Below are 26,190 nucleotides of genomic sequence, written 5' to 3' on the forward strand. Positions count from 1 at the left end.
CTGGCTCGGGTCAGCCGCAGACGGGGGCCTCGGGCAGCGGCGCGGGGACACCGACCGTCGGCAGCCCGAGCCCGACCGTCGGCTTCGCGTCGGACGCGGGCGCTCCCTGACGCTTCTCCCAGGCGTCGCCCGAGCGGGTGCGACGCACGGCGTGCACGGCACCGTCGGCCTCGAGGTAGTGCGGCGCTCCCCGGGTGATGGTCACGGTGACCACGTCGCCGGGTCGTACGTCGACGCCGTACTGCAGCTCGCCGGCGGCGAAGTGCACCAGCCGGTTGTCGGGGGCGCGGCCGGAGAGCCGGCCGGTGACGTCGTCGCGACGGCCCTCCCCCTCGGCGACCATGACGTCGAGGGTGCGGCCCTCCTGGGCCTGGTTCTCCTCGAGCCCGATCCGGTTCTGCAGGGCGATCAGGCGCTGGTAGCGCTCCGAGACGACGGCCGGCTCGACCTGGTCGGCGAGCGTGGCGGCGGGGGTGCCGGGGCGCTTGGAGTACTGGAACGTGAAGGCGCCGGAGAAGCGCGACTCCTCGACCACCTTGAGCGTCTCGAGGAAGTCCTCCTCGGTCTCGCCCGGGAAGCCGACGATGATGTCGGTGGTGATCGCGGCGTCGGGGATCGAGGCCTTCACCTTGTGGATGATGTCGAGGAACTTCTGCTGCCGGTAGGAGCGGCGCATGTCCTTGAGCACCTTGCTCGACCCGGACTGGAGCGGCATGTGCAGGCTCGGCATCACGTTGGCGGTCTCGGCCATCGCGTCGATCACGTCGTCGGTGAACTCCGCGGGATGGGGCGACGTGAAGCGGACCCGCTCCAGGCCCTCGATCTCACCGCAGGCGCGGAGCAGCTTGGAGAACGCCTCCCGGTCACCGAACTCGACGCCGTAGGCGTTGACGTTCTGGCCGAGCAGCGTGATCTCGCTGACGCCCTCGGCGACCAGCGCCTCGATCTCGGCGAGGATCTCGCCGGGGCGGCGGTCCTTCTCCTTGCCACGCAGGCTCGGGACGATGCAGAAGGTGCAGGTGTTGTTGCAGCCGACCGAGATGGACACCCAGGCGGCGTAGGCCGACTCACGCTTGGTCGGCAGGGTCGAAGGGAAGACGTCGAGGGATTCGAGGATCTCGACCTGCGCCTCCTCCGCGATCCGGGCGCGCTCGAGCAGCACGGGCAGCGAGCCGATGTTGTGCGTGCCGAAGACGACGTCGACCCACGGCGCCTTGGTGGTGATCGTGTCCCGGTCCTTCTGCGCCAGGCAGCCGCCGACGGCGATCTGCATGCCGGGCTTCCTGGCCTTGACCGGCGCGAGGTGGCCGAGGTTGCCGTAGAGCTTGTTGTCGGCGTTCTCCCGCACCGCGCAGGTGTTGAAGACCACGACGTCAGCGGCGTCGCCGGACATGGAGTCCCCGTCGAAGCGGACGTAGCCGGCGCCCTCGAGCAGGCCGGAGAGGCGCTCGGAGTCGTGCACGTTCATCTGACAGCCGTGCGTCTTCACCTCGTAGGTGCGCGGGCCGTCAGGGGTCGTGAGCGGGGCTTCGGTCGTCGACATAGCGGTTCAAGGGTACGGCGGCGCGCCGGTGCGCTCGGAATCTGCGATCGTGGCTCCATGACGGACTCGGTGCTCTCGCTGTGGTCACGCGGCTCGGTGCTGTCGATCGGCAGTGTCGGCTCGGTCGCGTCGATCGGGAGCGTGGGCTCGTTCGCCTCGGCGTTCTCGATCGGGTCGTCGATGTCGCTCGGCTCTCTCGGCTCGCACCAGTCGCGTGGATCGGTGCTGTCGCACCAGTCCGACGGGGCGGTGCTGTCGAGTCAGGCGCAGCGGGCGGTGCTGAGCAGCCAGGGCCAGGGCGATCTCCCCCGCTGGCCGGTGGTGGCGGCGCTCATCGGTACGACCGCCGTGGCGATCGTCATCGCCGCGCGCCGACGCTGACCAGACGGGCCATCTCGGCGGACCAGACGGGCCATCTCGGCGAATGATCAGCCGAAGTGGCCGTTGACGTAGGCCGAGGTGCGGGGGTCGATCGGGTCGGCGAACATCGCCTCGGTCTCGCCGTGCTCGACGATGACGCCGGGGGTGCCGTGCTCGGCGAGGAAGAACGCGCACTGGCTCGAGACCCGGCGGGCCTGCTGCATGTTGTGCGTCACGATCACGACCGTGACCTCCTCGGCGATGGAGAGGATCGTCTCCTCCACCACGCGGGTCGAGGTGGGGTCGAGGGCCGAGCAGGGCTCGTCCATCAGCAGCACCTGCGGGGAGACCGCCAGCGAGCGGGCGATGCAGAGCCGCTGCTGCTGTCCGCCCGACAGCGCCGACCCGGGCTGGGCGAGCCGGTCCTTGGCCTCGTCCCACAGCCCGGCGCGGCGCAGCGACACCTCGACCAGCGCCTCGGCCTCGTCCTTCTTGATCCGGGTGCCGGTCAGCGAGAGGCCGGCCAGCACGTTGTCCCGGATGCTCATCGCCGGGAACGGGTTGGGCTTCTGGAAGACCATCCCGATCGCCCGCCGGGCATCGGTCAGCTGCCGGTCCTCGTCGTAGATGTCGTGGCCGTCGAGCCGGACCTGACCGGCGAGGGACGCCCCGGGGACCAGCTCGTGCATCCGGTTGAGGATCCGGAGGAACGTGGACTTGCCACACCCGGAGGGGCCGATCAGCGCGGTGACCTGCCCGGCCGGCATCGTCAGCGAGACCCGGTCCAGGACCTTGCGGGTCCCGAACCAGGCCGAGATGGCGTCCGCCTCCAGAGCCCGCGCCGTGATGGGCGCGGACTCCGGAGCGACGACAGCGAGCGCGGTCATGGACTGATTCAACCTCAGGCGCAGGCCGCGGTCTTGGCCTTGGCTGCGGCGGCGGACGCCTTGGCCTTGGCGGCCTGGTTGGTGACGGCGGCCTTCTGGGCGGCGACGGCGGCGTTGTACTTCTTCAGCGCCGAGGAACCGGCCTTCTTCTTCGCCTTCGCCACGGCCTTCTTGGCAGCCGTCTTGGCCTTCTTGGTCTTCGCCTTGGCCAGCTTGGCGGTGGCCTTCAGGTAGGACTTCACCTTGGCGGTCGACGCCTTGGCCAGCGCGGCCTTGGCCTTGGTCAGGGTGCTGTTGGCCGTGGCCAACGCACCGGCGGCCGTCGCGGCGTCCGTGGTCGCCTTCTTGCAGGCGGCGCTCGGGCCGACCACCGGGGTGGCCTCGCCGTAGGCGTGCCACTTGCCGTCGTTGCCGACCTGGATGTCGAGCACGTTGTAGGTCGACGAGAACGCCTGGCCGACCACGGCGGTGGTGAGGCGCAGCTCGTAGACACCGGCGTAGGCGCTGTTGGTCAGCGTGTTCTCGTAGCCCGCGATGTACTGCTTCAGCGTGGTCGAACCGGTGAGGTTCACCGCCGGGCCGGTGACGCCGGCCGGGAAGGTCGCGTTCTGCGTGGTCGGGGCCGCGATCTGGACGCCGGTCCACGAGTCGGGGCCGACGGTGAGCGCGGCGGCCGTGGTGTAGGCGGCCGCGGTCGGGGCTGCCACGACGCTGGTCGGCGTGTAGAGCGACAGGGCCGCGACGGTCTTCTCCGGCGCACCGCTCGTCAGGCCGCCGCTACCGACGGCGAACGCCGCGAAGGGCTCCTCGATCGAACCGCTGTCCACCGGCTGGCCCGCGGCGTTGACGAGCGAGATGCTCCCGACCGCGTTCGGGCTCTTGATCGCCGCGGCCTGCCACGGCGCACTGGTCGCCGCGTTGACCGCAACCGCGGCGCCACCGATGACAACGGCGGTGGCCACGATCGCGGCCAAGGAGTGCTTCTTCACTGGTGGTTCCTCTCAAAAGTTTCTGTGGTCGATCAGGCCGGGCAGGTGGCCGAACCGGGGTCCGTCGCTGTCCATCCGTCGCCGTCGACCCGGAGGTCGACCGCGGCGTACGTCGGCTGGGCGCCGCCGTCCGGCGAGGTCACGACGAGGCGGAGCTGGACCCAGCCGTCCCAGGTGGCCGGGTAGCCGCCGAGGAACTGGCCGAGGGTGATCGAGTCCGAGCCCAGCTCGAGCGGTGAGGCCGCCGACCCGCTCGAGGTCAACGCGATCCCGGTCCACTCGCCGGCCGAGACACCCTCGCGGGGCTGGAAGGCGTAGAGCGTGGCGGTGTCGGTCGCGGCAGCGCCGGAAGCACCCACCACGCTGGCGGCGAGCCGGGAGGTCGTCGAGCCCTCGGTCACCGCCCGTCCGTCCCCGTCGCACAGGGTGAGGCGGCTGGTCGCCGCCACATCCTGGTAGGGAGCCGTGTCGGTCGCGAGGACCTTCCAGCCCACGATCCCGCCGACGACCACCGCCACCAGGACGACGGCGACCACAACGAACAGGCGACGACGCGATCGAGGTTCACCGGTGACGGCGGGCTCGACGCTGGTGGCGGTCATCGCTGGCTCCTGTCTGCTGGTCGGGGTCGTGGGTTCGGGACGAGATTTCCAAGCCGGCGAGCCTGGACGGGGGTGCGCCGTTCAGGCCCGCCGGGGTCTGGGGGTCAGCCGACGGTGAAGCCGGCCGGCTTGAGCTCGTAGCTCGGGTCGAGACCCAGTCCGGTCAGCAGCGCCTTGCCGGCGGGGCTGGCCACGAAGGGCGGCGGGACGGTGTTGTCGTCTGCCTGCGGGTCCCAGGCCGGGTTGGCGAAGAAGGTCTTCACCCAGTTGAGCGTGCTGCCCGGCTGCCAGCCCGCGGACTTGTCCAGGTCGCTCTGACGGAACAGGACGTAGTACGGGATGTCGGCCTTGTAGGCACCGCTCGCGATGCTGCCGACGCCCGGCACCTGGAGCTTGATGCCCGTGGTGGTGAGCTTGGTGCCCAGGTTGGCCGAGTTGTAGTCGACCGTCGGCGCGTAGAAGTAGCCGTCGTCGAGCAGCTGGAAGCGGCCCTTCGGGAACGGCACGATCGCGTTCTTGGCGTCAGCGGCCGACAGGCCGGTGATGGTGGTCGGGTCGTTCTGCTGGACCTTCCGCACCGCGTAGCCGTCACCGTTGTCGGTGTCGACGGCGACCGCCGTGCCGGTCGCGGCCTTGATGGTGTTGAGGAAGATCGTCTGCACGCCGGCACCGTCCTGCGGGAGCAGCGGGATGATCTGCTCGGTCGAGCCCGACTCGTTGCCCGGGATCTCGTTCCAGTGCTTGATGGTGCCGTTGTAGATGCCCAGCAGGTTCTGCGCCGTGAGACCCGCCGCCGGGGCGTTGGTCGTCGAACCGGTCGCGATGTACTGGTAGTCCTTGGCGAACTGGACCGTGCGGATCGCACCGACCCCCGCGGTGTTGGTGGCGGTCGTCAGCTGCGCGGCGGTCAGGGCGTTGGGCGTGCGGGCGAACTGGATCCGGCCACCGTTCGCGGCGTCGCCGTCGGCGAGCAGCGCGCTGATCCCCTTGCCACCACCGTTGGGGCGACGGACCGGGGAGGTACCGGCACGGAGCACGACGGTCGGGTTGAGCGCCGACGGCGTCCCGAGCAGCGGGTCGGTGAAGGCGTTGCGACCGTTCGCGTCCGCGACCGAGTCGTAGTTGAAGATCCGGTTCTTGTTCCCCGCGGAGTTGTAGCCCGGCAGGCCGTTGTAGCCGTCGGCGAGGAAGTTGATCGAGTTCTGAATGATGTCCGATCCGACGCCGACGACGTCACCGGGCTGCGGAGCGGGGTCGGCGTGGACCGGGGCAGCCTGGCTGAGCGCCAGGCCCGCCACCGTGAGAGCGCCGACGACGGCGGCACCGGCGCGCGCGCCGCGGCCGACGCGGCTGGACCGAGTGAGTCCGGAGAACCCAGAAGACATGGGGCGAGGCCTTTCTGACTGCGTCCGCCGTGTGCGGATCAAGACGATGGTGAAAAAGTACATTAGAAAAGGGGACTTAATGATCTTTATCCAAATATTGGACATCGTCTCAGCCTGTGGCGCTGGACGGGCGCTAGGCGGGCGCTAGACCAGGTTGGGCAGCAGCCGGCTCGCGACGGACGTCGCGATCCACGCCGCGGCCAGGACCGCGGGCACGCCCGTCGTCCAGGCGCCGATCAGCGACCACCGCGCCCGCGCCCAGACGAACCAGCCCAGCGCGAGCGCGAGCAGCTGCAGGCTCAGCGCCAGCAGCGCCCAGGTCGTCACGCCGGCGTCACGACTCATCGGCGCGTCCGCCGCGCTCGCCGTTCCTCGAGGACCGGCCGGAGCCGGATCGCCGACGAGATCCGCGTCGACGTACGTCGTCTGCGACCGGCTCAGCGCACTCGCACCGGTCGAGGTGACCAGCACCAACCGTGACCCGCCCGCGGGGACGGCCGGGATCGGGTCGCCGGCGCCGCGAACACCCACGACGCTGAACTCGAACCGCCCCTGCTGGGTGCGGACGACCACCAGGGAACCGGCGCCGAGCTGGTCGATCCCGCCGAACGGGGCGCCGAAGGTCAGGGACCGTCCGGCCAGCACGCTGGTCCCGACCTGTCCGGGCAGCACCGTGCCCCGAACATGTCCGGGACCGCCGCGCAGGAGGTCCGGGGTCGCACCCTCGACGACGACCTGGTCGCTCACCCCGACTCCGGGCACATCCAGCAGCGCCACGGGTGTGCCCGGCGCGATCGGGGCACCGGTCGGCGCGAGGCCGGCGGCGAGGTCGGACCGCAGGCGGTCGTAGAGCGAGGCCTGGGTGTGGCCGGCCTGGAAACCGCTCAGCACCACCAGGTAGAGCAGGCACCAGCCCAGCAGCAGGGCGACCAGGAACGCGACCTCCGAGGCGGCCGACTTCCCGAGCCGGGTCCGCGAGGCCAGCGGCGTGCTGTCGACCGGCGCGGTGCGGACGGTGGTCGCCGTCATGGCTTCCTCCGCACGCGGGCGGACAGCGCGACGAGCGCCGGCACGAACCGGTCACCCCAGCGCAGGCCGACCCCGAAGACGAGGAGGAAGACCAGGGCGAAGGCGGCCGAGGGCAGTCCGTAGCGCCCGAAACCGCTCGTGACGGCCGCGGTGACCAGGACGGAGGTGTCCGTCGTGGCCACCGGCGTCTGCCCCGGAGCCACGGCCGCAGGGACCGCGACGGGAGCGAGGTCACCGACGACCGGACCGGCGGGGACGACGGGGGTCACCGGCGCGGTGGTGCCCGGCGTCGCGCTCGGGGCGAGCTTGACCGAGCAGGTCGTCGCGTCCACCGCGGGGACGTCCCCGGCCTGCGCCGTGACGGCCCGGGCGGCGCACCGGGTGTAGGCCGCCAACGCGGCCAGCCCGTCGGTGGCCGTCAGCGGCAGGGCACCGGGCGGGAGCTGTCCCGTGCCGGAGCCCTTCACCTGACCGGGCCCGGCGGCATACGTCAGCACCTGGGCGACGCGGGACGCGACGTCGGCACTCAGGCCGGTGGTGGGGACGGTCGCGAAGACCGGCATCGTGCCCGGGTAGGCGGCCGCTCCGGCAGCGGTGCGCAGGCTGGCGTAGGGGAACGTCCAGAGCCCCGCGGTCGGGTCCGGCGCGAGCAGGGCGGCACCGGCCTTCAGGCCCGCGTCACCGGCGGCGACGAACCGGCGGCCGTCGGCGGAGGTGAACGTGTCGTCGAGCGGCACCGAGGACGCCGTCTGGAGCTGGGCGACGTCGAAGCCGTAGCGGTGGGCGGCGGTCAGCGGCACGATGCCGAGGACGAACCGGTGCCCCGGGATCTGGCGTCCCTGGACGCGCAGCCGAAGCGTGGTCGGGTCGCTCGGGTCGGCGTCGTTGGAGCAGCTGGTCGCCACGTTGGAGATGGCGTACTGGACGTCCTGCAGCAGCACGTTGAGCTGGCCCACCGGGTTGGCCACGAGTCCGAGGTACGGCGACGGGCTGGCGTTGTAGCAGATCGTGTCGTTGCTGAGCTCGAACTGGTCGAGCAGCGTCCACGAGCTGAGCGGCAGCTTGACCTTGGCGTAGTTGGGGTTGACCTTCATCCCCCACGGATCGGCGTCGCCGTCGAGGAACGCCCGCGCCTCGGGGTCCTGGTCGATCCACGACGTCAGCGCCCACATCAGGTCCGAGTCGGTGTTGAGCGCCAGGATCGTCGCCGCGGCCTCGACCGCGCCGAGCTGCGGCGCGTCGGGGTTGAGCGCCTGGAACTCGGGGTCACGGGTCACGTTGAGCGGGTTGTTCGACAGCGCCGGGTAGGAGCTGCGGACCCCGCTGGTGGCCGGGTAGGACTGCGACAGCAGCTTCGCGACGAGGCGCGCGTTCAGCTTGAGGTTGCGCAGCCGGCTGCCGTCGGCCTTGTCGATGTTGAACCCGATCGCGAACCCGGTCAGCGCCACCGGCGCCTGGACCACCGGACGCCCGTAGGGCTCTTCGGGAGCGCGTGAGCTCAGCGACATCGCGGCGCTGCCCGCGACGATCAGGTTGCGGGCCGCGGTGTCGGCGGTCTGGACGTGCACGAAGGGCCGGTAGCCCTTGGTGGTGCAGAACTTCGGCATCCACTGGGCGGAGAGCTCGTTGAACAGGATCGAGCCGAAGACGGAGATCGGCGCGGTCTTGTTGACCACCCCGCAGATGTTCGACGACAGCGCGAAGGTCAGCGGCACCACGATCCGGCTGCGCCAGTTCGAGGCGGCCCACCACAGCTGGCCCGACGTCGACAGGTTGTAGACGCCCGGGCGGGACAGCTCGCCGGGCTGGTACTGGTCGGTCCCCCGGCAGTAGCCGTCGGCGCGCGTGGCCGAGGTGCCGGTCGGGCGCGGAGCCGTCACCGGCAGCCGGGTGCCCCAGGCGTCGCAGCTCAGGCCGACGATCGGGACCGCGACCAGGGAGCAGGCCACCGTGGTCGAGCAGCCCAGCGACGCGTTCTCGTCGTTGGTCCAGACGCTGAACCGCGCACTGCCGGTGCCGTCGGCCTGGGTGACGCCGTAGGTGGTGTTGCTGGGCATGCCGACGTCACCGAAGGCGGAGGCCTCCGGCGCGACACCACCGCAGCCGGCAGCACCGCCGGGGTAGGACGTCTTGTCCTTGGCCACGAACGGGACCCAGCGCTCGGCACCGAAGGTGGCGAGCTCGCATCCCTTCGGGTTCGTCGCCGGTCGGCCGACGAACTGACCCCGGTCGGCGGCCGAGGCCGCCGCGTCGGAACGCCACGCCGGCCAGGCGAAGCTCTCGGGGTTGGAGCGCTGGTAGCGCTCCTCGGCCGTCGAGGTCCAGCAGGTCTGCGGCGTGATCGACGCACCGGTCCCCCGGCACTGGAGGAGCACCATCGGGTACTCCTGGCGCGAGGCCGAGCCCGAGTTGGGGTCGGTCGCGATCCCGCCGGTGGGATGGGCGCCCGTCCAGGCGACGTCGATCTGCTGCAGGCCACGCAGGTTGGTGGTGGCCGAGACCGTGAGCCCCACCTTGAGCCGCTCGATCGTGGTCGCGGCCCCCGCCTCGTCGTAGGCGACGCGTTCGGGGGTCGAGGTGTACGGCGTCGCGGTCGCCGACTGGGCCGACGGGGCAGCCGGCAGCAGCCCGACGAAGGCCACCGACCCCGCCACCGCTCCGGCGAGGAGGGTGCCGAGCAGGCGCTTCACGACTTCCTGCCCAGCGCCCGGGTCAGGACGGCCGGACCGATCAGGATCAGGCCGAGCATGCCCACGACCAGCCCGGTCAGGGCGACCGAGGGGCCGGAGTGGCTGTCAGCGGCGAGCGTCGTGGGTTCGATGGACTGCGCGGCCAGGGCCGGGTCGACCACACCACCGGCGGCGACGTCGGTGGTGCCGGTGCCACTGTCGGTCACGGTGCCGACACCGGTGGTCGCGCCCGCGGTCGGGGTCGTCGTACCGGGGGTGGTGCCCGTGGTGGTGCCGCCCTTGGTGGTGGTGCCGGGCGTGTTGTTCTTCGCATCGGTCGGGTTGGCGCCGTTGTAGCTGCCGACGCCGGCCGCGCACGGGTCCGCGCCGACCTTGTCGCACTCCGGCGGCTTGGGCGCGATCTTCGCCAGGTAGTTCTGGTCGGGGTGACCGGCGACGAAGGTGGGGTTGTGGCAGGTACTGACGTCGCGCTTGGTCAGGTCGACCTTCGGGTCGGCGGTCTTGATCTTGTTGATCTGCTCGAACCCGGCGGTGACCAGGTTGACCGGCAGGCTGGAGTAGCCGATCGGTCCGATCTCGGACTGCCCCTGGCAGATGCCGTAGTAGAGGAAGTCGGCAAGGGTCTGGCGCTGCGCGGTCTGGGTCAGCTTGGTGTCGCTCTTCGACGTCGGGATGATCGCGTAGACGTAGGAGCTCAGCGGATAGGTCCGCTTGTCGGAGTTGACGTAGACCGCGTCCAGGTTCTGGGTGAGGTAGTTCGGGTCCTTCGGGTTCTTGTTGATCACCGCCTTGGTCAGGGCGACGGCGACGTTGTACTGCGTCGGCAGCGTGTAGTAGCCGGCCTTGTTGAGCACCTTGACCGCCGGGTAGTTGGCCAGCACCGGGTAGGAGTACTCCTCGATCCCGATCGAGCCGTTGGCACCGGCGGACTTGAGGAAGTTCATCACGCCGTCGGAGCCGGCGAGCGCCTTCTGGTTGCCCGTCGACTTGCCGCAGTTGAGCGGGTAGTACTCGGTCTCGACGGCCTTGCCGCCGTTGCAGGGGCCCCAGATCTTCGGGTACTGCTTGGCCAGGTAGCGGGTGAACTGGTTGGTGACACCGGCTCCCTCGGAGTGGACCACCGGGATGATCGGGATCGACGGCAGCGCCTTGCCGTTGTTGTCCTGGGTGATCTGCGGGTCGTTCCAGTTGGTGATCTGGCTGGTGAAGATCTTGGCGATCGTCTCCCCCGACAGGCGCACGTTGCGGACCAGCTTCCCGCCCACCTCGATGTGGTACGGGAAGGACGTGCCGCCAGCGGCGATCGGGAGGTAGGCGAACGAACGGCCCTTGGGGTCGTCCTGCTGGCCGGTGGTCGGGTCCGCGCCGCGGTAGCCGATGTCGGAGACCGCGAAGTGCACCGACCGGTTGGCGTAGTCCTTGCGGCCCTGCGCCGCGCCGTTGGCGGTGAAGACCACCTGCATGCCCTGGGTCGCGACGTCGGCGACCCACTGGTTGACCGCGTTGGCCGCCCAGCTCGATCCCGATCCCTGGATCAGGGCGTGGGTGGCGGCGTTGGCGGCGGTCGGACCACCGAGGGCGAGCCCGAGGCTGGCCAGGACGAGGGCGAGCGTGCGCAGCCGTCGGGTGAGGGCGGGGCGAGTCATCGGGTCCTCCTGGCGACGAACCGGGCAAGGATGAACAGGCCGAGGACCAGTGCGAGCAGCACGGTCGCGGCGGCGTAACCACGCTGGACGAAGTGCGGCTCACCGGAGCCGACCGCGTTGTAGACGAAGAGCGGCAGGGAGTTCATCGGGTTGTTGACGGGGTTGGTGTTGAGGAACGTGCTGGCGCCGCTGGTGAGCAGCAGGGGGCTGGTCTCGCCGACCATCCGAGCGACACCGAGGATGAGCGCGGTGGCCAGGCCCGGTCGCGCGGTCGGCAGGACCACGCGGCCGACGGTCTGCCACTTGGTGGCGCCGAGGGCGTACGACGCCTCGCGCAGGCCCCCCGGGACGACCCGCAGGACGACGTCGGCGGCGCGGGCCATGATCGGCAGGCCCATCACCGCCAGCGCCAAGGCGGCGGCGAACCCGCTGGACTGGAAGCCGAGCCCGACGATCAGCGTGGTGTAGACGAACAGGCCGGCCACGATCGAGGGCAGTGCGGTCATCGCCTCGATCACGGTCCGGACCAGGCGAGCGCCTCGGCCGCCCACCTCGGACATGTAGACGGCGGTCATCACGCCGAGCGGCAGCGCGATCGCGACCGCGATGCCCATCTCGATCAGCGTGCCGACGATGGCGTGCAGGATGCCGCCCTCGGTGAAGGGGTCGCTCGGCCGCACTCCGGCCATGTCGTCGGTGAAGAAGTTCGGGTGCACCAGCGCGGGCAGGCCCTTGGCCAGGGTCACGATCACGGTCGAGACCAGGGCCGCGGCCACCAGTGTGGGTGCGGCGACGACGAAGCAGGTCGCGATCCGGTCCGCGACGATGGCCCGCGGGCGGGTGAGCGCGGTCAGGCCGGCGTAGAAGATGACGAAGACGAAGTACCAGCTGACGATGAAGCCGATCCTGCCGCTGAACGGGAGCAGCTGGCCGTAGAGCAGCCAGGTCGTGGCCAGGCTGGCGACGGCGGCACCGATCAGCGTGTAGCGGTCCTCGCGCGTGGAGCTCTTGGTGGTGCGCACCTCCTCGGCGAGCGGAGCGGGCGGCGCGGGCGGGACGAACTTGAGCGGGGTGAGCGTCATAGCTCGGTCCCCGCTCCGCTGCGGCTGCGCGCGACGATCCGGGCGGCGATCGTGTTGACCCCCAGGGTCATCATGAAGAGCACGAAGCCGCAGGTGAGCAGGGCGCTCAGCTGGGCGGGCGTGGCCTCCTTGTAGCCGATCGCGATCATGCTCGAGATCGTCGCGGTGCCGGACTCGAGCACGTTGGGCTTGATGTCGAAGACCTGGTTGATGATCAGGACCACGCTGATGGTCTCGCCCAGGGCGCGGCCGAGGGCGAGCATCGAGCCGCCGATGATGCCGCTGCGCCCGAACGGGATCACGACCTTGCGGACCATCGCCCACCGGGTCGCCCCGAGGGCGATCGCGGCCTCCTTCTCCCCGACCGGCGCCTCACCGAAGACCTCGCGCATCACGGAGGTCGCCATCGGGAAGATCATCATCGAGACCGCGATCGCGGCGATGAAGGCGCTGCCCTGGTAGGCGGCGTACCCGGGCGCCTGGTTCCAGATCGGGTAGTCGACGTCGGTGTGGACGTAGAAGAAGGGGATCCAGCCGAAGTACTTGCTCAGCCAGTGCGCGACGTGGGTGGCGTGCGGCTGGATGAAGAGCAGCACCCACAGGCCGAACACGATGCCCGGCACGGCGGCCATCAGGTCGACGCCCCGCACCAGGTTGGGGCGCCACGCCATCGGCGCCCAGTCGGTGATGAAGAGGGCGCTCAGCACGGACAGCGGGATCGCGATCACCAGGGCGATCGCGGCCACCTCGATGGTGCCGACCAGGACCGCGGCGATCCCGACGATGTCCTGGCTGGGCAGCCAGCGCTGCTCGGTGAAGAAGCTCAGCCCGTAGTGCTGCAGCGTCGGGCGCGCCTGGATGGCGAGGAAGACACCGATCGAGCCGACGAGCACGAACGTGAAGTAACCGACGGCTCGCATGCCGTGGATGAACAGCCGGTCCCCCGACGAATGTCGTTGGACCAGAACGCGCGGCGAAGCCTCCTGTGAAACGTCCTGCATGTGCACCCCTTGTGAAGACCAATCACAATCATATTAGTCAACATTAGGAACTTAGTGGGGCACATCCACTATTCGGACCAGTGTCCAGCTTGCGAGCCAGCCAGGTGTTGTCAGGCGCGCGGCTTCTTGGTCGTCACCCAGAGGTTGATCGTGCCCTCGATCACGACGGTGCCGTCCTTGGTCAGGCCACGGACGCGGACCGGCAGGTCGCCCTCGGCGCTGTCCCACTGCTCCTGGTCGGTCTCGGCGATGCAGGTGATGTCGCCGACCGCCTTGGCCGTGTAGGCGACGGTCATGCCCTTGGGGATCCAGCGCTTCGACGCCGGGATGGTCACCTCGGCCAGCGCACCCATCGCCATCTCCAGCCCGTTGCACAGCGCGATCGCGTGCACGGTGCCGATGTGGTTGTGCACCCGCCGCTTGTCCGGGATGACCAGCTCGGCATGGTTCGGCTCGAGCACCGTGACGGTCGCGTGGATCGACCCGAAGTACGGCGCCACCTGGCTGAACGCCATCGAGAAGACCTTCTTGCCCACGACTCCCCCGACGACCGGGGCCTCGGTGGCCTGCTTCCAGAGCTTGCTGAGGTTCACCATGAGGCGATCGTAGCGACTTTATTACTCGCCAGTAACTCGACATCAAGAATCTCGATCGCCGCGATCGGCCTAGACTGCGGACATGCGCGACGAGGTCGACGAGCTGGCAGAGGCCTGGGCACGTGAGCGCCCGGACCTCGATCTGTCTCCGGTCGCCGTCTTCTCCCGCCTCTCCCGACTCTCCCGCCACCTCGACCTGGCCCGCCGGGACGCGTTCTCGGCCAGCGGCATCGAGGCCTGGGAGTTCGACGTCCTCGCCGCGCTGCGACGGGCCGGGGCGCCGTACGAGCTCTCGCCCGGCCGCCTGCTGCGCGAGACCCTGGTGACCTCGGGGACGATGACGAACCGGGTCGACCGGTTGGCCGCGCGCGGCCTGGTCGAGCGCTACCCCGATCCCGAGGACCGGCGCGGGGTCCTGGTCCGACTGACCCCCGAGGGCAAGCAGGCCGTGGACGACGGCTTCACCCGACTGCTCGACGCCGAGCACGACTTCCTGGCCAGCCTCACCCCGCACCAGGCCGCCGAGCTGGCCGGCCTGCTGCGCCGACTGCTGGTGCCGTTCAGCTCCGGCGACTGACGCCCGCACGGTTTCAGGCACTGAGTGCACAACGTGGCTTGCCTCACATGTAACTCCGCGTTACATTAAGCCGCGCCCGAGTGGTTGAGGGACCGCTCGCGCATTCATCCCCGGGAGGGAACAACTCGTGCTTCTTGGTTTCGCGCGCCCATTTTCGGCCGCAACGCTGGCGATCGCCGGGCTCGGCGTCGCACTCGCACCCACGGCGGCGCACGCCGCAGGCGGCACTCAGAACATCTCGGTCACCGGCGTGGCCTACACCTGCAAGGCGACGAACGCGGTGATCAACCAGACCGTGGGCGGGCCCAAGACCTTCCTGGTCAACGCCCGGTCCTCGGTCCCGACCAAGGTGGCCAGCGGCGAAGCCGTGGCCAGCACCTCGGCCAGCCTCGACCTGATCATGCCCGCCACCTTGGTGGCGATCCTGCACGGGATGCCCACCGTTCCGGCCGGGGGCGTGTCGACCGTCGGCGGAAGCGCGACGGCGAGCGTCGTCCTCGACGCTGCCACGAGCGCCGGTGCCGTGGGCAGCATGAGCGTGCCCGTCAACGGACTCGCTGCACCCGCCCAGAGCCTGCCGGCCACCGGCGACATGACGATCGCCGACGTCGCCGGGACCGTCGCGTCCTTCAGCGCTCCGACCTTCCCCGCGGCCGACGGCGTCATCTACGTCGAGCTGCCGCTGTACTTCCAGATCCACGCCGTGCTGGACCCCAAGGTCCTCGGCAGCATCTCCACCACCGACCTGGACTGCTACCGCAAGAGCGACACCGCCGACCAGCGGGTGATCGGGACGATCGACGTCGGCGCCGGGTGCTCCCTCGCTGACTGTCCCCTCCCCACGGTGAACCGCTCGTCGGTGCCGGCCTGGGCCGGCGGCGGTGCGACCTCGACGCCCACGCCCACCCCGTCGGCCACGCCGTCGACCACCCCGTCGACCACCCCGTCGACGACCCCGACCTCCGGAGCGACCGGCTCCCCGTCGACCACCGCCACGGCCGGGGCGACCGCGCCCGGTGGCGCCGGCGGCAGCGGTGACGACTCCGGGACGACGGTCGACGAGGTGGTCGCGACCACCTCGCTCCCCGACACCGGCTCCCCCGTTCCGCTCTGGCTCCTCGCACTGCTCGGCGTCGCCATCGCGACACGGGCAGCGCTCTTCGTCCGGGCCCGCCGGGCGACCGTCACCTCCTCCCCGCGCTGACGATGGGGGTCGAGATCCGCGTCGAGGGACTGACCAAGTCGTTCGGCAAGCAGCTCATCTGGTCCGACGTCTCGCTGACCCTCCCGCCCGGGGAGATCAGCGTGATGCTCGGTCCGTCCGGGACCGGGAAGTCGGTCTTCCTCAAGGCCCTCATCGGCCTGCTCAAGCCGGACCGTGGCTCGATCCTGATCGAGGGCGTCGACCTCACGACCTGCCCGGAGCGGGAGCTCTACGAGATCCGGAAGCTCTTCGGCGTCCTGTTCCAGGACGGCGCGATGTTCGGCTCGATGAACCTCTACGACAACGTCGCCTTCCCGCTGCGGGAGCACACCAAGAAGTCCGAGACCGAGATCCGCAACATCGTCATGGAGAAGATGGACCTCGTCGGCCTGATCGGCGCCGAGGACAAGCTCCCCGGTGAGATCTCCGGCGGCATGCGCAAGCGTGCCGGCCTGGCCCGCGCCCTGGTCCTCGACCCCGAGATCATCCTCTTCGACGAACCCGACTCCGGCCTGGACCCGGTCCGCACCGCGTTCCTCAACCAGCTCATCGTCGACCTCAACGCCCAGATCGACGCCACCTTCCTGATCGTCACCCACGACATCAACACCGCCCGCACGGTGCCCGACAACATCGGCCTGCTCTACCACAAGCACCTGGCCATGTTCGGCCCCCGCGAGATGCTGCTCTCCTCCGAGGAGCCGGTGGTCCGTCAGTTCCTCAACGCCCAACGGGTCGGCCCGATCGGGATGAGCGAGGAGAAGGACGCCGACCAGCTCGCCGCGGAGAAGGACATGGACCTTCCCCCGCTGCCTCCGATCGCCCTGCAGCTCGAGCCCTCCAACGGGATCCCGCGCCGCAGCCAGCAGGCCCCGGGCGAATGGTGCCGGCTCAACGGGGTCACCCCGCCTCCTGGCTCCTTCGGGCCCGACCGCCTGAGGTCAGGCCGGTGAGCACCCTCACCGTCGTCGCCCGGCCGTTCACCACGGCCGGCCGACTCTTCGCCTTCGGCACCGACACCTTCCTGGCCGTCTTCCGCCGCCCCTTCCAGCTGCGCGAGCTGATCCAGCAGGCCTGGTTCCTGGCCTCGGTGACGATCGTGCCGACCGCCCTGGTGGCGATCACCTTCGGCGCCGTCATCGCGCTCCAGGCGGGCAGCCTGATCCAGCAGTTCGGCGCCCAGTCGTTCACGGGCTCCGCCGCGGTGCTGGCGATCGTGCGTGAGGCCGGCCCGATCGCGACGGCTCTCCTCGTGGCCGGTGCCGGCGGTTCGGCGATCTCCGCCGACCTCGGCGCCCGCAAGATCCGCGAGGAGCTCGACGCTCTCATGGTGATGGGGATCGACCCGATCCAGCGGCTCGTCGTGCCGCGGGTGCTGGCGAGCATGCTGATCGCGGTCTTCCTCAACGGACTGGTCAGCTTCGTCGGCATCCTCGGCGGCTACTTCTTCAACGTCGTCCTCCAGGGCGGCACCCCGGGCGCGTACATCGCGAGCTTCACCGCGCTCGCCCAGCTCCCCGACCTGTGGCAGGGCATGGCCAAGGCTCTCGTCTTCGGGCTCATCGCGGGCGTGTGCGCCTCGTTCAAGGGGATGAACGCCGAGGGCGGTCCTCGTGGAGTCGGCCAGGCGGTCAACGAGACGGTCGTGATCACCTTCCTGCTGCTCTTCGTCGCCAACTTCGTGATGACCACGCTCTACTTCCAGATCATCCCGGCGAAGGCGATCTGATGGCGCTCCTCGAAGCGACCCGTCGCCGCACCTCCGCCGCCGTCGACGGCCTGGGCAGCCAGCTCGTCTTCTACGTCCGCGTCATCTCGTGGCTGCCCAGCACGCTGACCCGGTACCCGAAGGAGGTCCTCCGCCTGCTCGGCGAGGTCACCTTCGGGCGGGGTGGCCTCGCCGTCATCGGCGGCACGGTCGGCGTGATCATGGCGATGACGTTCTTCACCGGCACCGAGGTCGGGCTCCAGGGCTACACGGCGCTCAACCAGCTCGGCACCGGCGCCTTCGCCGGCTTCTTCTCGGCCTACTTCAACACCCGGGAGATCGCGCCCGTGGTCACCGGGATCGCGCTCGCCGCGACGGTCGGCTGCGGCTTCACCGCCCAGCTCGGTGCGATGCGGATCTCCGAGGAGGTCGACGCCGTCGAGGTGATGGCGATCCGTTCCCTGCCCTACCTGGTCTGCACCCGGGTCCTGGCCGGGATGGTCGCGATCATCCCGCTCTACGCGGTCGGCCTGCTCTCCTCCTACGTCGGCACCCGCCTCACCGTCACCCTCGCCTACGGCCAGTCCACCGGCACCTACGACCACTACTTCAACCTGTTCCTCCCCCCGGGGGACATCGCGTGGTCGTTCGTGAAGGTGATCATCTTCGCGGTCGCGGTGATCATGATCCACTGCTACTACGGCTACACCGCGAGCGGCGGCCCGGTCGGCGTCGGGATCGCGGTGGGGCGCGCGGTGCGCACCTCGATCGTCGTGATCAACGTCGTCGACCTGTTGCTCTCGATGGCGATCTGGGGCACGACCACCACCGTCAGGCTGGCCGGCTGATGGCCCACGTCCCCCTCGGCGACCGTCCCGGTGTGGTGCGGGCCAGCGGGATCGCCGCCCTGGTGCTCGTGCTGGCACTGGTCTGGCTGACCTACGCCGTGTTCACCAAGAAGTTCACCCACGACCTCCCGGCGACCGTGACCAGCGACGGCGTCGGCCTCGAGCTCAGCAGGAACGCCGACGTGAAGCTGCGCGGCGTGATCGTCGGTCGCGTCGCCGCGATCACCTCCGACGGCACCGACGCCGAGATCCATCTGGCGCTCGACCCCGACCTCGCCGGCACCATCCCCGCCCGGGTCGAGGCCTACCTCGTGCCCAAGACCCTCTTCGGGGAGAAGTACGTCGACCTGCGCCCGCTCGCCGGAGCCGGTGGGACCGCGATCACCGCCGGAGCCCGGATCGCCCAGGGTTCGCTGCCCCCCGAGGTCGAGCAGGTCCTCAACGACGCCTACCCGCTGCTCACCGCGATCAAGCCCGAGAAGCTCTCCTACCTCCTGACCGCGCTGTCGGAGGCCTTCAGCGGCCAGGGGACCAGCCTCGGTAAGACCCTGACCTCGCTCCAGGACTACCTGGTCAAGTTCGCCCCGCTCGCCGACGACCTCGTCGACGACATCACGGCGCTCGGTCGCGTGGCCGAGACCTACGGCGACGCCATGCCCGAGATCGGCGACCTGCTCTCCAACGCCGTCGTCACCGGTGACACCGTGGTCGCCAAGCAGGCCCAGCTGCAGCAGCTCTTCGGCAGCGTGGACTCGCTCGCCGACACCGCCGACGACTTCCTGCGCGAGAACGGCGACAACCTGATCACGCTGGCCGACGAATCGCGCTCCACCCTCGACCTGCTCGCGAAGTACTCCCCCACGCTGCCCTGCCTCCTCGGCGGGATCGAGGGACTGCTCCCTCGCATCAACGACGCATTCCGTGACGAGCGTGCCCACGTCTCGATCTCGTTCGCCCCGCGCACCGCGACCGGCTACGCAGCCGGCGAGGAGGTGTCCCAGCCCGGGCTCGACGCCGACCTCGCTCCGGACTGCCGCAGCCTGCCCTCGCCGACGTACGGCCCGAAGGACCCGGCACCCGGGGCACCGGCGAGCCTGCTGGCGCGTTTCGGACTCGCCGACCACCGCGCCGCGACCCCCGGCTCGGCGACCGAGAGGCAGGGCGTCACCCAGCTGCTCGCGGGCGCGATGGGCGTCGACGCCGACGCCGTGCCCGACCTCGCCGCCGAAGCCGCGATCCCGGCCCTGCGCGGAGCCGAGGTGAGCGTCAGATGACCCGCTGGGACCGCGCCACGACGAGCTCGTTGGCCAAGCTGGTCGCCTTCCTCGTCGTGACGGCGCTGATGACGGGCGCGATCGTGCTGGTGATCGGCAACGTCTCCTTCGGCGAGCGGACCGAGTACCGCGCGCTCTTCACCGACGCGACCAGCCTGGTGCCGGGTGACGACGTCCGCATCGCCGGTGTCCGGGTCGGCGAGGTGGGCTCGATCGACGTCACCCCCGGCGGGGCCAACGCGCTCGTCCGGTTCTCCGTCGACTCGGCGGTCACCCTGACCGGGAGCACGCTCGCCACGCTGCGCTACCGCAACATGGTCGGCCAGCGGTACCTGGCCCTCAGCCCTGGCACCGAGGGCAGCACGACGCCGCTGCACGCCGAGGCCGTCATCGGGCTCGACCGCACCGCGCCGGCCCTCGACCTGACCGCGCTCTTCGCCGGTTTCAAGCCACTCTTCGCGGCGCTCGACCCCGAGCAGACCAACCAGCTCGCCTACGAGCTGATCCAGGTCTTCCAGGGTGAGGGAAGCACGGTGGAGTCCCTCCTCGCCAAGACGTCCTCGCTGACCGGGACCCTCGCCGACCGGGACGAGCTGATCGGCAGCGTGATCACCAACCTCACCGCGGTCCTGACCTCCTTCAACGACCGCGACGCCGAGCTGTCGGACACGATCAGCACCTTGTCGCAGCTGATCACCGGGCTCGCCGAGGACAAGGACACGATCACCGGTGGCCTGGACCCGATCGCGTCGTTGGCCCAGTCCACCGCCGGCCTGCTCGACGACGTCCGCGAGCCGTTGACCGACGACCTCGCCGGTCTGGCGACGTTCAGCGCCAGCCTCGACACGACCTCGGCGCGGCAACGCCTCGACGACACCCTCGGCGTGCTGCCGATCAAGCTCGACCACCTGGAGAGCGCGATGGCCTACGGATCGTTCTTCAACTTCTACGTCTGCGAGATCGGGGTCCGCGGCTCGTTGCCCGCCGTGCCGAGCATCCAGGGCTGGCAGAGTCCCCGCACCTTCGGGACCACCACGCGGGTCACGGTGACCGGAGAGGGGGTCGACCGATGCCGGTGAAGCCCTTCCGCGAGCGCAACCCCACCACCGTGGGCGTCGTCGGCGTCCTGATCATCGCGGTGCTGCTGCTGGCCGCGCTGCGGGCCGAGCACCTGCCGCTGATCGGCGGCGGGACGACGTACCACGCCCGGTTCACCGAGGTCGGCGGCCTGAAGAAGGGCGACGACGTCCGGATGGCCGGTGTCCGGGTCGGCACGGTCGACGGGCTCGAGCTCGAGCACCGCACCGTCACGGTGACCTTCACCCTGTCCGACCACGTGGACGAGGTCCGCTCGCGGACGTCGGCCTCGATCCGGATCAAGACCCTGCTCGGGACGATGTACCTCGCGCTCGACCCCGCGGGGACCGGGCGGTTGGACGACGGCGGCACGATCCCGACCGCGCGGACGACGCCGCCGTACGACCTGGTCTCCGCGTTCTCCGACCTGTCGACCACGACCCAGCAGATCAACACCGACCAGCTGGCCTACTCGATGGACGTCCTCGCCGACGCGACCGAGAACACGCCGGCCGAGTTCCGCGGCGCGGTCGACGGGATCACCCGCCTCTCGGAGAACCTCGCCAAGCGCGACGACCAGATCAAGACCCTGCTGACCAACCTGTCGGGCGTGACCGGGACGCTCAACTCGCGCAACCGCGAGATCACCGCGCTCTTCCGCGACGGCGGCACCCTCTTCACCGCGCTGAGCGCTCGCCGCGAGGCCGTGCACGACCTGCTGGTCGGCGTGCGGGGGCTGAGCGAGCAGCTGCACGGGCTGGTCACCGACACCCGGGACGATCTCCGGCCGACCCTGACGCACCTCGCCCGGGTGGTCGGCGTGCTCGAGGACAACGAGCAGAACATCGACGCCGCGCTGACCAAGCTGCCCGCCTTCTACGCGGGAGTGAACAGCGCGACGGGCAACGGGCCGTGGATCGACGGCTTCCTCTACAACCTGATGAGCATGCTGGGGGTGCCAGGCCTGTGAGCCGCACGACCGTCCGCACCCTCGAGCTGAAGGCGGGCCTGATCCTCGTGGTCCTGGCCCTGCTCAGCCTCACCCTGGTCAAGGTCTGGCCGCACGACCGGGACCAGCACCTCACCGTCGACTTCACCCGCACCGTCTCGCTCTACCCGGGCTCGACGGTCCGGATCCTCGGCGTCGAGGTCGGCACCGTCGACTCGGTCCGCCCGATGGGCACGAAGGTCCGCGTCACGCTGTCGTGGGACGGCGACTACCCGGTGCCAGCCGACGTGCACGCCGTGATCGTCTCCCCCGCCATCGTCGGCGACCGGTTCATCCAGCTCACTCCCGCCTACGACACGGGCGCGAAGCTGCCCGACCACTCCTTCCTCGACCAGACCCGGTCCGAGGTCCCCGTCGAGCTCGACGAGACCTACGCGGCGCTGGACGACCTCAGCCGGGCCCTCGGCCCCCAGGGCGCCAACTCCGACGGCGCCCTGTCCCGTCTCGTCCACAACGGCGCCCGCAACCTCGACGGCCAGGGAGCCAAGCTGAACCGGAGCATCACCGCGCTGTCGGAGCTGAGCAGCACCTTCGCCGGCAACAAGGACGAGCTCTTCAACAGCGTCACCCAGCTCGCCGACTTCGTCTCGGTGCTCGACGCCAACGACACCGCCGTGCGTGACTTCAACAGCAGCCTCGCCGACGTCTCCGACGTCCTGGCCGGGGAGAGGACGGACCTCGCCGGCGCGCTCTCCTCACTCGCCGACTCCTTGGACGAGGTCCGGGCGTACGTCGCCGAGAACCGCACCTCGCTGAAGAAGACGGTGCACGGCCTGACCAGCGTGACCCGGAGCCTCGCGACGCAGCGGAAGAACCTGGCCTCCATCCTCACCGAGGGGCCCGACGCCATCACCCACCTGATCGCGACCTACGACCCCTCCTCCAGCGCCCTGAACAGCCGTGGAGCACTCAAGGCTGCCGACTCCGACGACTTCTCCCTGCTGACCAACCCGTCGGTCATCTCGGCCTACTGCGGGCTGGCGTCGGGGCAGAACCCGGACCAGGAGACGACCTGCTACGACGTCGGTCACGTCCTGACTCAGCTCGCGGCCAGCGTGCCCGGAGCGAGCAGCGCAGCGAGCCGTCGTACCGCAGGAGCGACACCGACGACCGCCGAGTCCGGCGGGATCGAGACGATGATGGGGGTCTCACGATGAGTCGTCCCCTCCCCCGACGGGCCAGCCTGGCCGCCCCCGTCATCGGTCTCCTCGCGTTCGGCCTGAGCGGGTGCAGCGGCGGTGTCGCCGACCTGCCCCTCCCGGGAGGTGCCGCCGTCGGCGACCACCCGTTCACCATCACCGTCGACTTCGACGACGTCCTCGACCTCGTCCCCCAGAACGCGGTCAAGGTGAACGACGTCTCGGTGGGACGGGTGAGCGCGATCGACCTCGACGGCTGGCACGCCCGAGTGAGCCTCGTCGTGAACGGCGACGTCGAGCTGCCCGACAACGCCGTCGCCACCATCCGCCAGACCAGCATCCTGGGCGAGAAGTTCGTCTCGCTCGCCGCACCGGCGCAGGACCCGGTCGGTCGGCTGGGCGACGGCGACAGCATCGCCCTGGCCCGGACCGGGGAGAACCCGCAGATCGAGCAGGTGCTCAGCGCGCTCTCCCTCGTCCTCAACGGCGGGTCGGTGGCGAAGCTCTCCGAGATCACCACCGAGCTCAACCACACCTTCGCCGGGCGGGAGACGGACGTGCGCGTCCTCCTCAACCGACTCGAGGAGATCGTCGGCACCGCCGACGACTCCAAGCGGGACCTGGTCTCGGCCCTCGGCCAGATCGACCGGCTCGCCCGACAGACCCGCGCGCAGACGTCTGCGATCGAGCTGGCCCTCGATCACCTCCCGCAGGCTCTGCGCGTGGCCAACTCACAGCGCGACCAGCTGGTCGCGATGATCTCCTCGCTCACCGACCTCAGCTCGGTGGCGACCCAGGTGATCCAGAAGTCCCAGGCCGCCACCGTGCACGACCTGGCGAAGCTCACCCCGATCGTCGCAAACCTCGCGCGCAGCGGCGACGACCTCGTCGACGCACTCCGGATCCTGCCGACGTTCCCGTTCCCGGACGCCGCGGTCGGCAGCACCCCAGCACGGGCGGCCGAGAGCGCGACGGGCGACTACCTCAACACCGTGATCGACTTCGACACCGACTTCGGTGCGACGTTCGACGCCATGACCCCGGCCGAGAGGTCCGCGATGACGAGCTGGCTCCAGTCCCAGGACGGCGTCGCCGCCGCGCTGGCGGGGAGCGCGGTCCGATGACGAGGACACTGCGTCTCCAGCTCGTCGGGCTGCTCGTCATCGGCCTCGCCGCGACCAGCTTCATCGGCGCCCGCTACGCCCACGTGGGCCGGCTCGTCGGCCGCGGCGGCTACACCGTGACCATCCACCTGGCCGACTCCGGCGGCATCTTCGCCGGCGCCGACGCGACCTACCGCGGCGTGGGCGTCGGCCGGGTCCGCACGATGGTGCTGACCAGCGGCGGTGTCGACGTGCAGGTCGAGGTCGAGAGCGACACCAGGATCCCGTCGGACACCCTGGCGGTGGTGGCGAACAAGTCGGCGGTCGGCGAGCAGTACCTCGACTTCCAGCCACGCGTCGACGGCGGCCCGTTCCTGCGCGACGGCTCCGAGATCGCTCAGGCCTCGACCAGGATCCCGGTCCGCACCGACACGCTGCTCACCGACCTGGACGGGTTGATCTCCTCGGTGCCGGCCGACGACCTGAGCACCGTCATCGACCAGCTCGGCATCGCCTTCGCCGGGACCGGTCCGAAGCTGCGCTCGATCATCAGCACGTCCGGCTCCTTCATCTCGACCGCGCAGGAGAAGTACGACGTGACCGCGCAGCTGATCAAGGACTCGACCTCGGTGCTGCAGACCCAGATCGACCACGGCGACGACATCTCCTCCTTCGTCACGAACCTCGACCTGCTCTCACGGACGCTGCGCAGCTCCGACACGGATCTGCGCACGGTGATCGACGCGGGCGCGGGTGCGGCCGACGAGCTCCGCTCGCTGGTCGCGGAGAACTCGGTCGAGCTGGGACGGCTGGTGGACCAGCTGGTCACCACCAACCGGGTCGTGCGTGCGCACCTGCCCGGTATCCAGGGGGTGCTCGTGCTCGCGCCGTACGGCTTGGAGAGCGCGTACTCGATCCTGGCGAAGGACCCGGCGACCGGCCACTACAGCGCCCGGTTCAGCCTCTCGCTGCAACCGGGCCCGGGGATCTGCACGACCGGCGCGACGATCCGGGAGCCGTTCGACACCGCGCCGGCCGACGGCGCGAGCACGCGGGCTAAGGTCGGTCGCTGCACCACGACGAAGAAGGCAGCCGCCTCGGCGCCGAGCCGTGTCGTGGGCACCTACGACGCCGACTCGAAGCGAGTGGTGGCCAGTGCCGACACGGGCACCGGTGGCGTCGATGCCAACGATCTGGGAAGTGAGTCATGGTCATGGATGGTCCTCGGGCCGGCGGCGACGAAGTGAGCGTCGAGGAGCAGTGGGCACCCGCTCGCCCGGTCGCGATCGGGCTGGGACTCGCCCTGGTCGCCGGCATCGCCACCGGCGTGTGGGCCCTGAGTCGCCCGGAGCCGACGAGCCGGCAGCAGGCCGACGCCCGCCCGGACGCCATCTCCGCGGCCTCACGTTTCGCGGCCAGCATCAACACCTACGACGTGACCGACCTCGACGAGTACGACGCCCGGGTGGCCCCGCTGCTGACCTCGGCGTTCGCCGCCCAGTTCAAGGCGTCCACGGAAGGGCTGCTGTCGGCCTACGCGAAGACCGAGCTGAAGAGCACCGGCAAGGTCCGCCAGGCAGCCGTCGAGAGCCTCGACTCCGACTCGGCGGAGGTCCTGGTCGCCGTCGATGCCGACACCGTTCCGACGGGCACCCTCACCAACCCGCCGCGACTGCGGTGGCAGGTCGCGCTGGTCAAGCAGGACGGCAGGTGGCTGGTCGAGGACTTCCACGCCGTCGATGCCACGACGGGAGCAGCGAAGTGAGCATCAAGCAGCCGCGACGCCCGAGCGCGTCGGCCAGCACGCCCCGCCGGCGTCCCCGGATCGCCGGCGAGGCACGCCGCACCGCCGATCCGGCAGGCGCGACCAGGACGGTCGAGGCCGTCGACGCCGCCGCCGAACGGACGACGAGCCGGAGCAGCCTGTTGCACCCGCCCCGCCGGGTGCGGCGGTGGCTGGTGCCGCTGACCGCCGCGACCGTCGCTGCGCTGGCGTTCGGCGTGGTGGCGACCGTCGACCTCGTCCGGGACGACCGCGACGCGACCACCCAGGCCGACGCCCAGAGCGCTGCCGCGTCGGCTGCGGCGACGGCCGCGGAGCAGATCCTCAGCTACTCCTACGACTCGGTGGCCGACGACCTCGCCGCCGCCCAGAAGCGGATGACCCCGGCCTTCGCGACGAAGTTCGCCGGCGTCGTACCGACCGTGACGTCGCTGGCGGCGCAGCGCAAGCTCGTCGTCACCGCGACCGTGCGCAACGTCGCCGTCCTCGAGTGCGGGGAGGACTGCTCCCCCACGACGGCACGGGTCCTGCTGTACGTCGACCAGGGTCGCACCAGTGCCGGCGCGGCGCTCGACCCGATCGCCGTGCGGACGGTGCTCACGATGACGAAGCGTGACGGCCGCTGGCTGGTCAGCGACTCGGTGTCGCTCTGACCTCA

At 70.4% G+C, this 26,190-nt stretch carries 25 protein-coding genes; 14 read left to right on the top strand and 11 right to left on the bottom strand.

Translation table 11 applies throughout. The features are described from left to right. Positions 1-10 precede the first annotated feature (10 nt). Positions 11-1,543 (bottom strand): tRNA (N6-isopentenyl adenosine(37)-C2)-methylthiotransferase MiaB, encoded by a 1,533-nt coding sequence (miaB, locus tag ACZ5J1_RS14160; RefSeq protein ID WP_464559864.1) that lies wholly within the window; start codon positions 1,541-1,543, stop codon positions 11-13. A gap of 57 nt (positions 1,544-1,600) precedes the next feature. Here miaB and ACZ5J1_RS14165 point away from each other — a divergent pair, with 57 nt between their 5' ends. Next, on the top strand, positions 1,601-1,924 hold the full coding sequence (locus ACZ5J1_RS14165; RefSeq protein ID WP_464559866.1) for a hypothetical protein: 324 nt from the start codon (positions 1,601-1,603) through the stop codon (positions 1,922-1,924). A 47-nt stretch (positions 1,925-1,971) separates the two neighbouring features. On the opposite strand, the gene ACZ5J1_RS14170 is transcribed toward ACZ5J1_RS14165, so the two are convergent. The 10 genes from ACZ5J1_RS14170 to ACZ5J1_RS14215 form a co-directional block, all read right to left on the bottom strand. Beyond that, entirely contained in the window at positions 1,972-2,790 is an 819-nt protein-coding gene (locus tag ACZ5J1_RS14170; RefSeq protein ID WP_464559868.1) for a phosphate ABC transporter ATP-binding protein, read from the bottom strand. A gap of 14 nt (positions 2,791-2,804) precedes the next feature. Beyond that, on the bottom strand, positions 2,805-3,779 hold the full coding sequence (locus ACZ5J1_RS14175; RefSeq protein ID WP_464559870.1) for a hypothetical protein: 975 nt from the start codon (positions 3,777-3,779) through the stop codon (positions 2,805-2,807). A gap of 32 nt (positions 3,780-3,811) precedes the next feature. Next, on the bottom strand, positions 3,812-4,381 hold the full coding sequence (locus ACZ5J1_RS14180) for a hypothetical protein (protein ID WP_464559872.1): 570 nt from the start codon (positions 4,379-4,381) through the stop codon (positions 3,812-3,814). Positions 4,382-4,485: 104 nt separating this feature from the next. Then, a complete protein-coding gene (locus ACZ5J1_RS14185) occupies positions 4,486-5,766 on the bottom strand; it encodes a substrate-binding domain-containing protein (protein WP_464559874.1) in 1,281 nt (426 codons plus the stop codon). Between the two features lie 144 nt (positions 5,767-5,910). Beyond that, positions 5,911-6,795, bottom strand: coding sequence for a class E sortase (locus ACZ5J1_RS14190; RefSeq protein WP_464559876.1), 885 nt, complete (start codon positions 6,793-6,795; stop codon positions 5,911-5,913). Then, positions 6,792-9,485 (bottom strand): hypothetical protein, encoded by a 2,694-nt coding sequence (locus ACZ5J1_RS14195; RefSeq protein WP_464559878.1) that lies wholly within the window; start codon positions 9,483-9,485, stop codon positions 6,792-6,794. The genes ACZ5J1_RS14190 and ACZ5J1_RS14195 overlap by 4 nt, the downstream gene beginning before the upstream one ends. Then, positions 9,482-11,131 carry a substrate-binding domain-containing protein gene (locus ACZ5J1_RS14200; protein WP_464559880.1) on the bottom strand — a complete coding sequence of 550 codons (1,650 nt, stop codon included), beginning with the start codon at positions 11,129-11,131 and terminating at the stop codon, positions 9,482-9,484. Before ACZ5J1_RS14200 ends, ACZ5J1_RS14195 begins: the two co-directional genes overlap by 4 nt. After that, positions 11,128-12,213 carry a phosphate ABC transporter permease PstA gene (gene pstA, locus ACZ5J1_RS14205; RefSeq protein WP_464559882.1) on the bottom strand — a complete coding sequence of 362 codons (1,086 nt, stop codon included), beginning with the start codon at positions 12,211-12,213 and terminating at the stop codon, positions 11,128-11,130. Before pstA ends, ACZ5J1_RS14200 begins: the two co-directional genes overlap by 4 nt. Then, positions 12,210-13,133 carry a phosphate ABC transporter permease subunit PstC gene (pstC, locus tag ACZ5J1_RS14210; protein WP_464559884.1) on the bottom strand — a complete coding sequence of 308 codons (924 nt, stop codon included), beginning with the start codon at positions 13,131-13,133 and terminating at the stop codon, positions 12,210-12,212. Before pstC ends, pstA begins: the two co-directional genes overlap by 4 nt. Before the next feature lie 191 nt (positions 13,134-13,324). Continuing rightward, positions 13,325-13,810, bottom strand: coding sequence for a hotdog fold domain-containing protein (locus ACZ5J1_RS14215; protein WP_464559886.1), 486 nt, complete (start codon positions 13,808-13,810; stop codon positions 13,325-13,327). Between the two features lie 82 nt (positions 13,811-13,892). On the opposite strand from ACZ5J1_RS14215, the gene ACZ5J1_RS14220 reads away from it, so the two are divergent. From ACZ5J1_RS14220 to ACZ5J1_RS14280, 13 genes are all read left to right on the top strand, one after another. Next, positions 13,893-14,387 (top strand): MarR family winged helix-turn-helix transcriptional regulator, encoded by a 495-nt coding sequence (locus ACZ5J1_RS14220; protein WP_464559888.1) that lies wholly within the window; start codon positions 13,893-13,895, stop codon positions 14,385-14,387. Positions 14,388-14,514: 127 nt separating this feature from the next. Continuing rightward, entirely contained in the window at positions 14,515-15,591 is a 1,077-nt protein-coding gene (locus ACZ5J1_RS14225; protein ID WP_464559890.1) for a DUF6801 domain-containing protein, read from the top strand. A gap of 2 nt (positions 15,592-15,593) precedes the next feature. Next, the gene (locus ACZ5J1_RS14230) at positions 15,594-16,544 is read left to right on the top strand and encodes an ABC transporter ATP-binding protein (protein WP_464559892.1); all 951 of its coding nucleotides are present in this window, start codon (positions 15,594-15,596) and stop codon (positions 16,542-16,544) included. Beyond that, positions 16,541-17,320 (top strand): MlaE family ABC transporter permease, encoded by a 780-nt coding sequence (locus tag ACZ5J1_RS14235; RefSeq protein WP_464559894.1) that lies wholly within the window; start codon positions 16,541-16,543, stop codon positions 17,318-17,320. The genes ACZ5J1_RS14230 and ACZ5J1_RS14235 overlap by 4 nt, the downstream gene beginning before the upstream one ends. Next, complete coding sequence (locus tag ACZ5J1_RS14240) at positions 17,320-18,147, top strand: MlaE family ABC transporter permease (RefSeq protein ID WP_464559896.1); 828 nt, start codon at positions 17,320-17,322, stop codon at positions 18,145-18,147. The genes ACZ5J1_RS14235 and ACZ5J1_RS14240 overlap by 1 nt, the downstream gene beginning before the upstream one ends. After that, complete coding sequence (locus ACZ5J1_RS14245) at positions 18,147-19,421, top strand: MCE family protein (RefSeq protein ID WP_464559898.1); 1,275 nt, start codon at positions 18,147-18,149, stop codon at positions 19,419-19,421. The genes ACZ5J1_RS14240 and ACZ5J1_RS14245 overlap by 1 nt, the downstream gene beginning before the upstream one ends. Next, entirely contained in the window at positions 19,418-20,500 is a 1,083-nt protein-coding gene (locus ACZ5J1_RS14250) for an MCE family protein (protein ID WP_464559900.1), read from the top strand. Before ACZ5J1_RS14245 ends, ACZ5J1_RS14250 begins: the two co-directional genes overlap by 4 nt. After that, a complete protein-coding gene (locus ACZ5J1_RS14255; protein ID WP_464559902.1) occupies positions 20,491-21,468 on the top strand; it encodes an MCE family protein in 978 nt (325 codons plus the stop codon). Before ACZ5J1_RS14250 ends, ACZ5J1_RS14255 begins: the two co-directional genes overlap by 10 nt. Beyond that, positions 21,465-22,664, top strand: coding sequence for an MCE family protein (locus ACZ5J1_RS14260; protein WP_464559904.1), 1,200 nt, complete (start codon positions 21,465-21,467; stop codon positions 22,662-22,664). The genes ACZ5J1_RS14255 and ACZ5J1_RS14260 overlap by 4 nt, the downstream gene beginning before the upstream one ends. Further along, a complete protein-coding gene (locus ACZ5J1_RS14265; protein ID WP_464559906.1) occupies positions 22,661-23,770 on the top strand; it encodes an MCE family protein in 1,110 nt (369 codons plus the stop codon). Before ACZ5J1_RS14260 ends, ACZ5J1_RS14265 begins: the two co-directional genes overlap by 4 nt. Then, positions 23,767-24,996, top strand: coding sequence for an MCE family protein (locus tag ACZ5J1_RS14270; protein WP_464559908.1), 1,230 nt, complete (start codon positions 23,767-23,769; stop codon positions 24,994-24,996). The genes ACZ5J1_RS14265 and ACZ5J1_RS14270 overlap by 4 nt, the downstream gene beginning before the upstream one ends. Next, on the top strand, positions 24,963-25,514 hold the full coding sequence (locus tag ACZ5J1_RS14275; RefSeq protein WP_464559910.1) for a hypothetical protein: 552 nt from the start codon (positions 24,963-24,965) through the stop codon (positions 25,512-25,514). The genes ACZ5J1_RS14270 and ACZ5J1_RS14275 overlap by 34 nt, the downstream gene beginning before the upstream one ends. Then, the gene (locus ACZ5J1_RS14280) at positions 25,511-26,185 is read left to right on the top strand and encodes a hypothetical protein (protein WP_464559912.1); all 675 of its coding nucleotides are present in this window, start codon (positions 25,511-25,513) and stop codon (positions 26,183-26,185) included. Before ACZ5J1_RS14275 ends, ACZ5J1_RS14280 begins: the two co-directional genes overlap by 4 nt. Positions 26,186-26,190: the final 5 nt, after the last annotated feature.

The sequence above is a fragment of the Nocardioides sp. JCM 18999 genome (assembly GCF_055391175.1).

Bases quoted from the DNA above. Each gene is read 5' to 3' on its own strand.
- ACZ5J1_RS14165 (WP_464559866.1), top strand. From the start codon at position 1,601: ATGACGGACTCGGTGCTCTCGCTGTGGTCACGCGGCTCGGTGCTGTCG.
- ACZ5J1_RS14255 (WP_464559902.1), top strand. From the start codon at position 20,491: ATGCCGGTGAAGCCCTTCCGCGAGCGCAACCCCACCACCGTGGGCGTC.
- ACZ5J1_RS14275 (WP_464559910.1), top strand. From the start codon at position 24,963: ATGGATGGTCCTCGGGCCGGCGGCGACGAAGTGAGCGTCGAGGAGCAG.
- ACZ5J1_RS14170 (WP_464559868.1), bottom strand. From the start codon at position 2,790: ATGACCGCGCTCGCTGTCGTCGCTCCGGAGTCCGCGCCCATCACGGCG.
- miaB (WP_464559864.1), bottom strand. From the start codon at position 1,543: ATGTCGACGACCGAAGCCCCGCTCACGACCCCTGACGGCCCGCGCACC.
- ACZ5J1_RS14180 (WP_464559872.1), bottom strand. From the start codon at position 4,381: ATGACCGCCACCAGCGTCGAGCCCGCCGTCACCGGTGAACCTCGATCG.
- ACZ5J1_RS14220 (WP_464559888.1), top strand. From the start codon at position 13,893: ATGCGCGACGAGGTCGACGAGCTGGCAGAGGCCTGGGCACGTGAGCGC.
- ACZ5J1_RS14245 (WP_464559898.1), top strand. From the start codon at position 18,147: ATGGCCCACGTCCCCCTCGGCGACCGTCCCGGTGTGGTGCGGGCCAGC.
- ACZ5J1_RS14230 (WP_464559892.1), top strand. From the start codon at position 15,594: ATGGGGGTCGAGATCCGCGTCGAGGGACTGACCAAGTCGTTCGGCAAG.
- ACZ5J1_RS14185 (WP_464559874.1), bottom strand. From the start codon at position 5,766: ATGTCTTCTGGGTTCTCCGGACTCACTCGGTCCAGCCGCGTCGGCCGC.
- ACZ5J1_RS14200 (WP_464559880.1), bottom strand. From the start codon at position 11,131: ATGACTCGCCCCGCCCTCACCCGACGGCTGCGCACGCTCGCCCTCGTC.
- ACZ5J1_RS14265 (WP_464559906.1), top strand. From the start codon at position 22,661: ATGAGTCGTCCCCTCCCCCGACGGGCCAGCCTGGCCGCCCCCGTCATC.
- pstA (WP_464559882.1), bottom strand. From the start codon at position 12,213: ATGACGCTCACCCCGCTCAAGTTCGTCCCGCCCGCGCCGCCCGCTCCG.
- ACZ5J1_RS14270 (WP_464559908.1), top strand. From the start codon at position 23,767: ATGACGAGGACACTGCGTCTCCAGCTCGTCGGGCTGCTCGTCATCGGC.
- pstC (WP_464559884.1), bottom strand. From the start codon at position 13,133: ATGCGAGCCGTCGGTTACTTCACGTTCGTGCTCGTCGGCTCGATCGGT.
- ACZ5J1_RS14190 (WP_464559876.1), bottom strand. From the start codon at position 6,795: ATGACGGCGACCACCGTCCGCACCGCGCCGGTCGACAGCACGCCGCTG.
- ACZ5J1_RS14215 (WP_464559886.1), bottom strand. From the start codon at position 13,810: ATGGTGAACCTCAGCAAGCTCTGGAAGCAGGCCACCGAGGCCCCGGTC.
- ACZ5J1_RS14250 (WP_464559900.1), top strand. From the start codon at position 19,418: ATGACCCGCTGGGACCGCGCCACGACGAGCTCGTTGGCCAAGCTGGTC.
- ACZ5J1_RS14240 (WP_464559896.1), top strand. From the start codon at position 17,320: ATGGCGCTCCTCGAAGCGACCCGTCGCCGCACCTCCGCCGCCGTCGAC.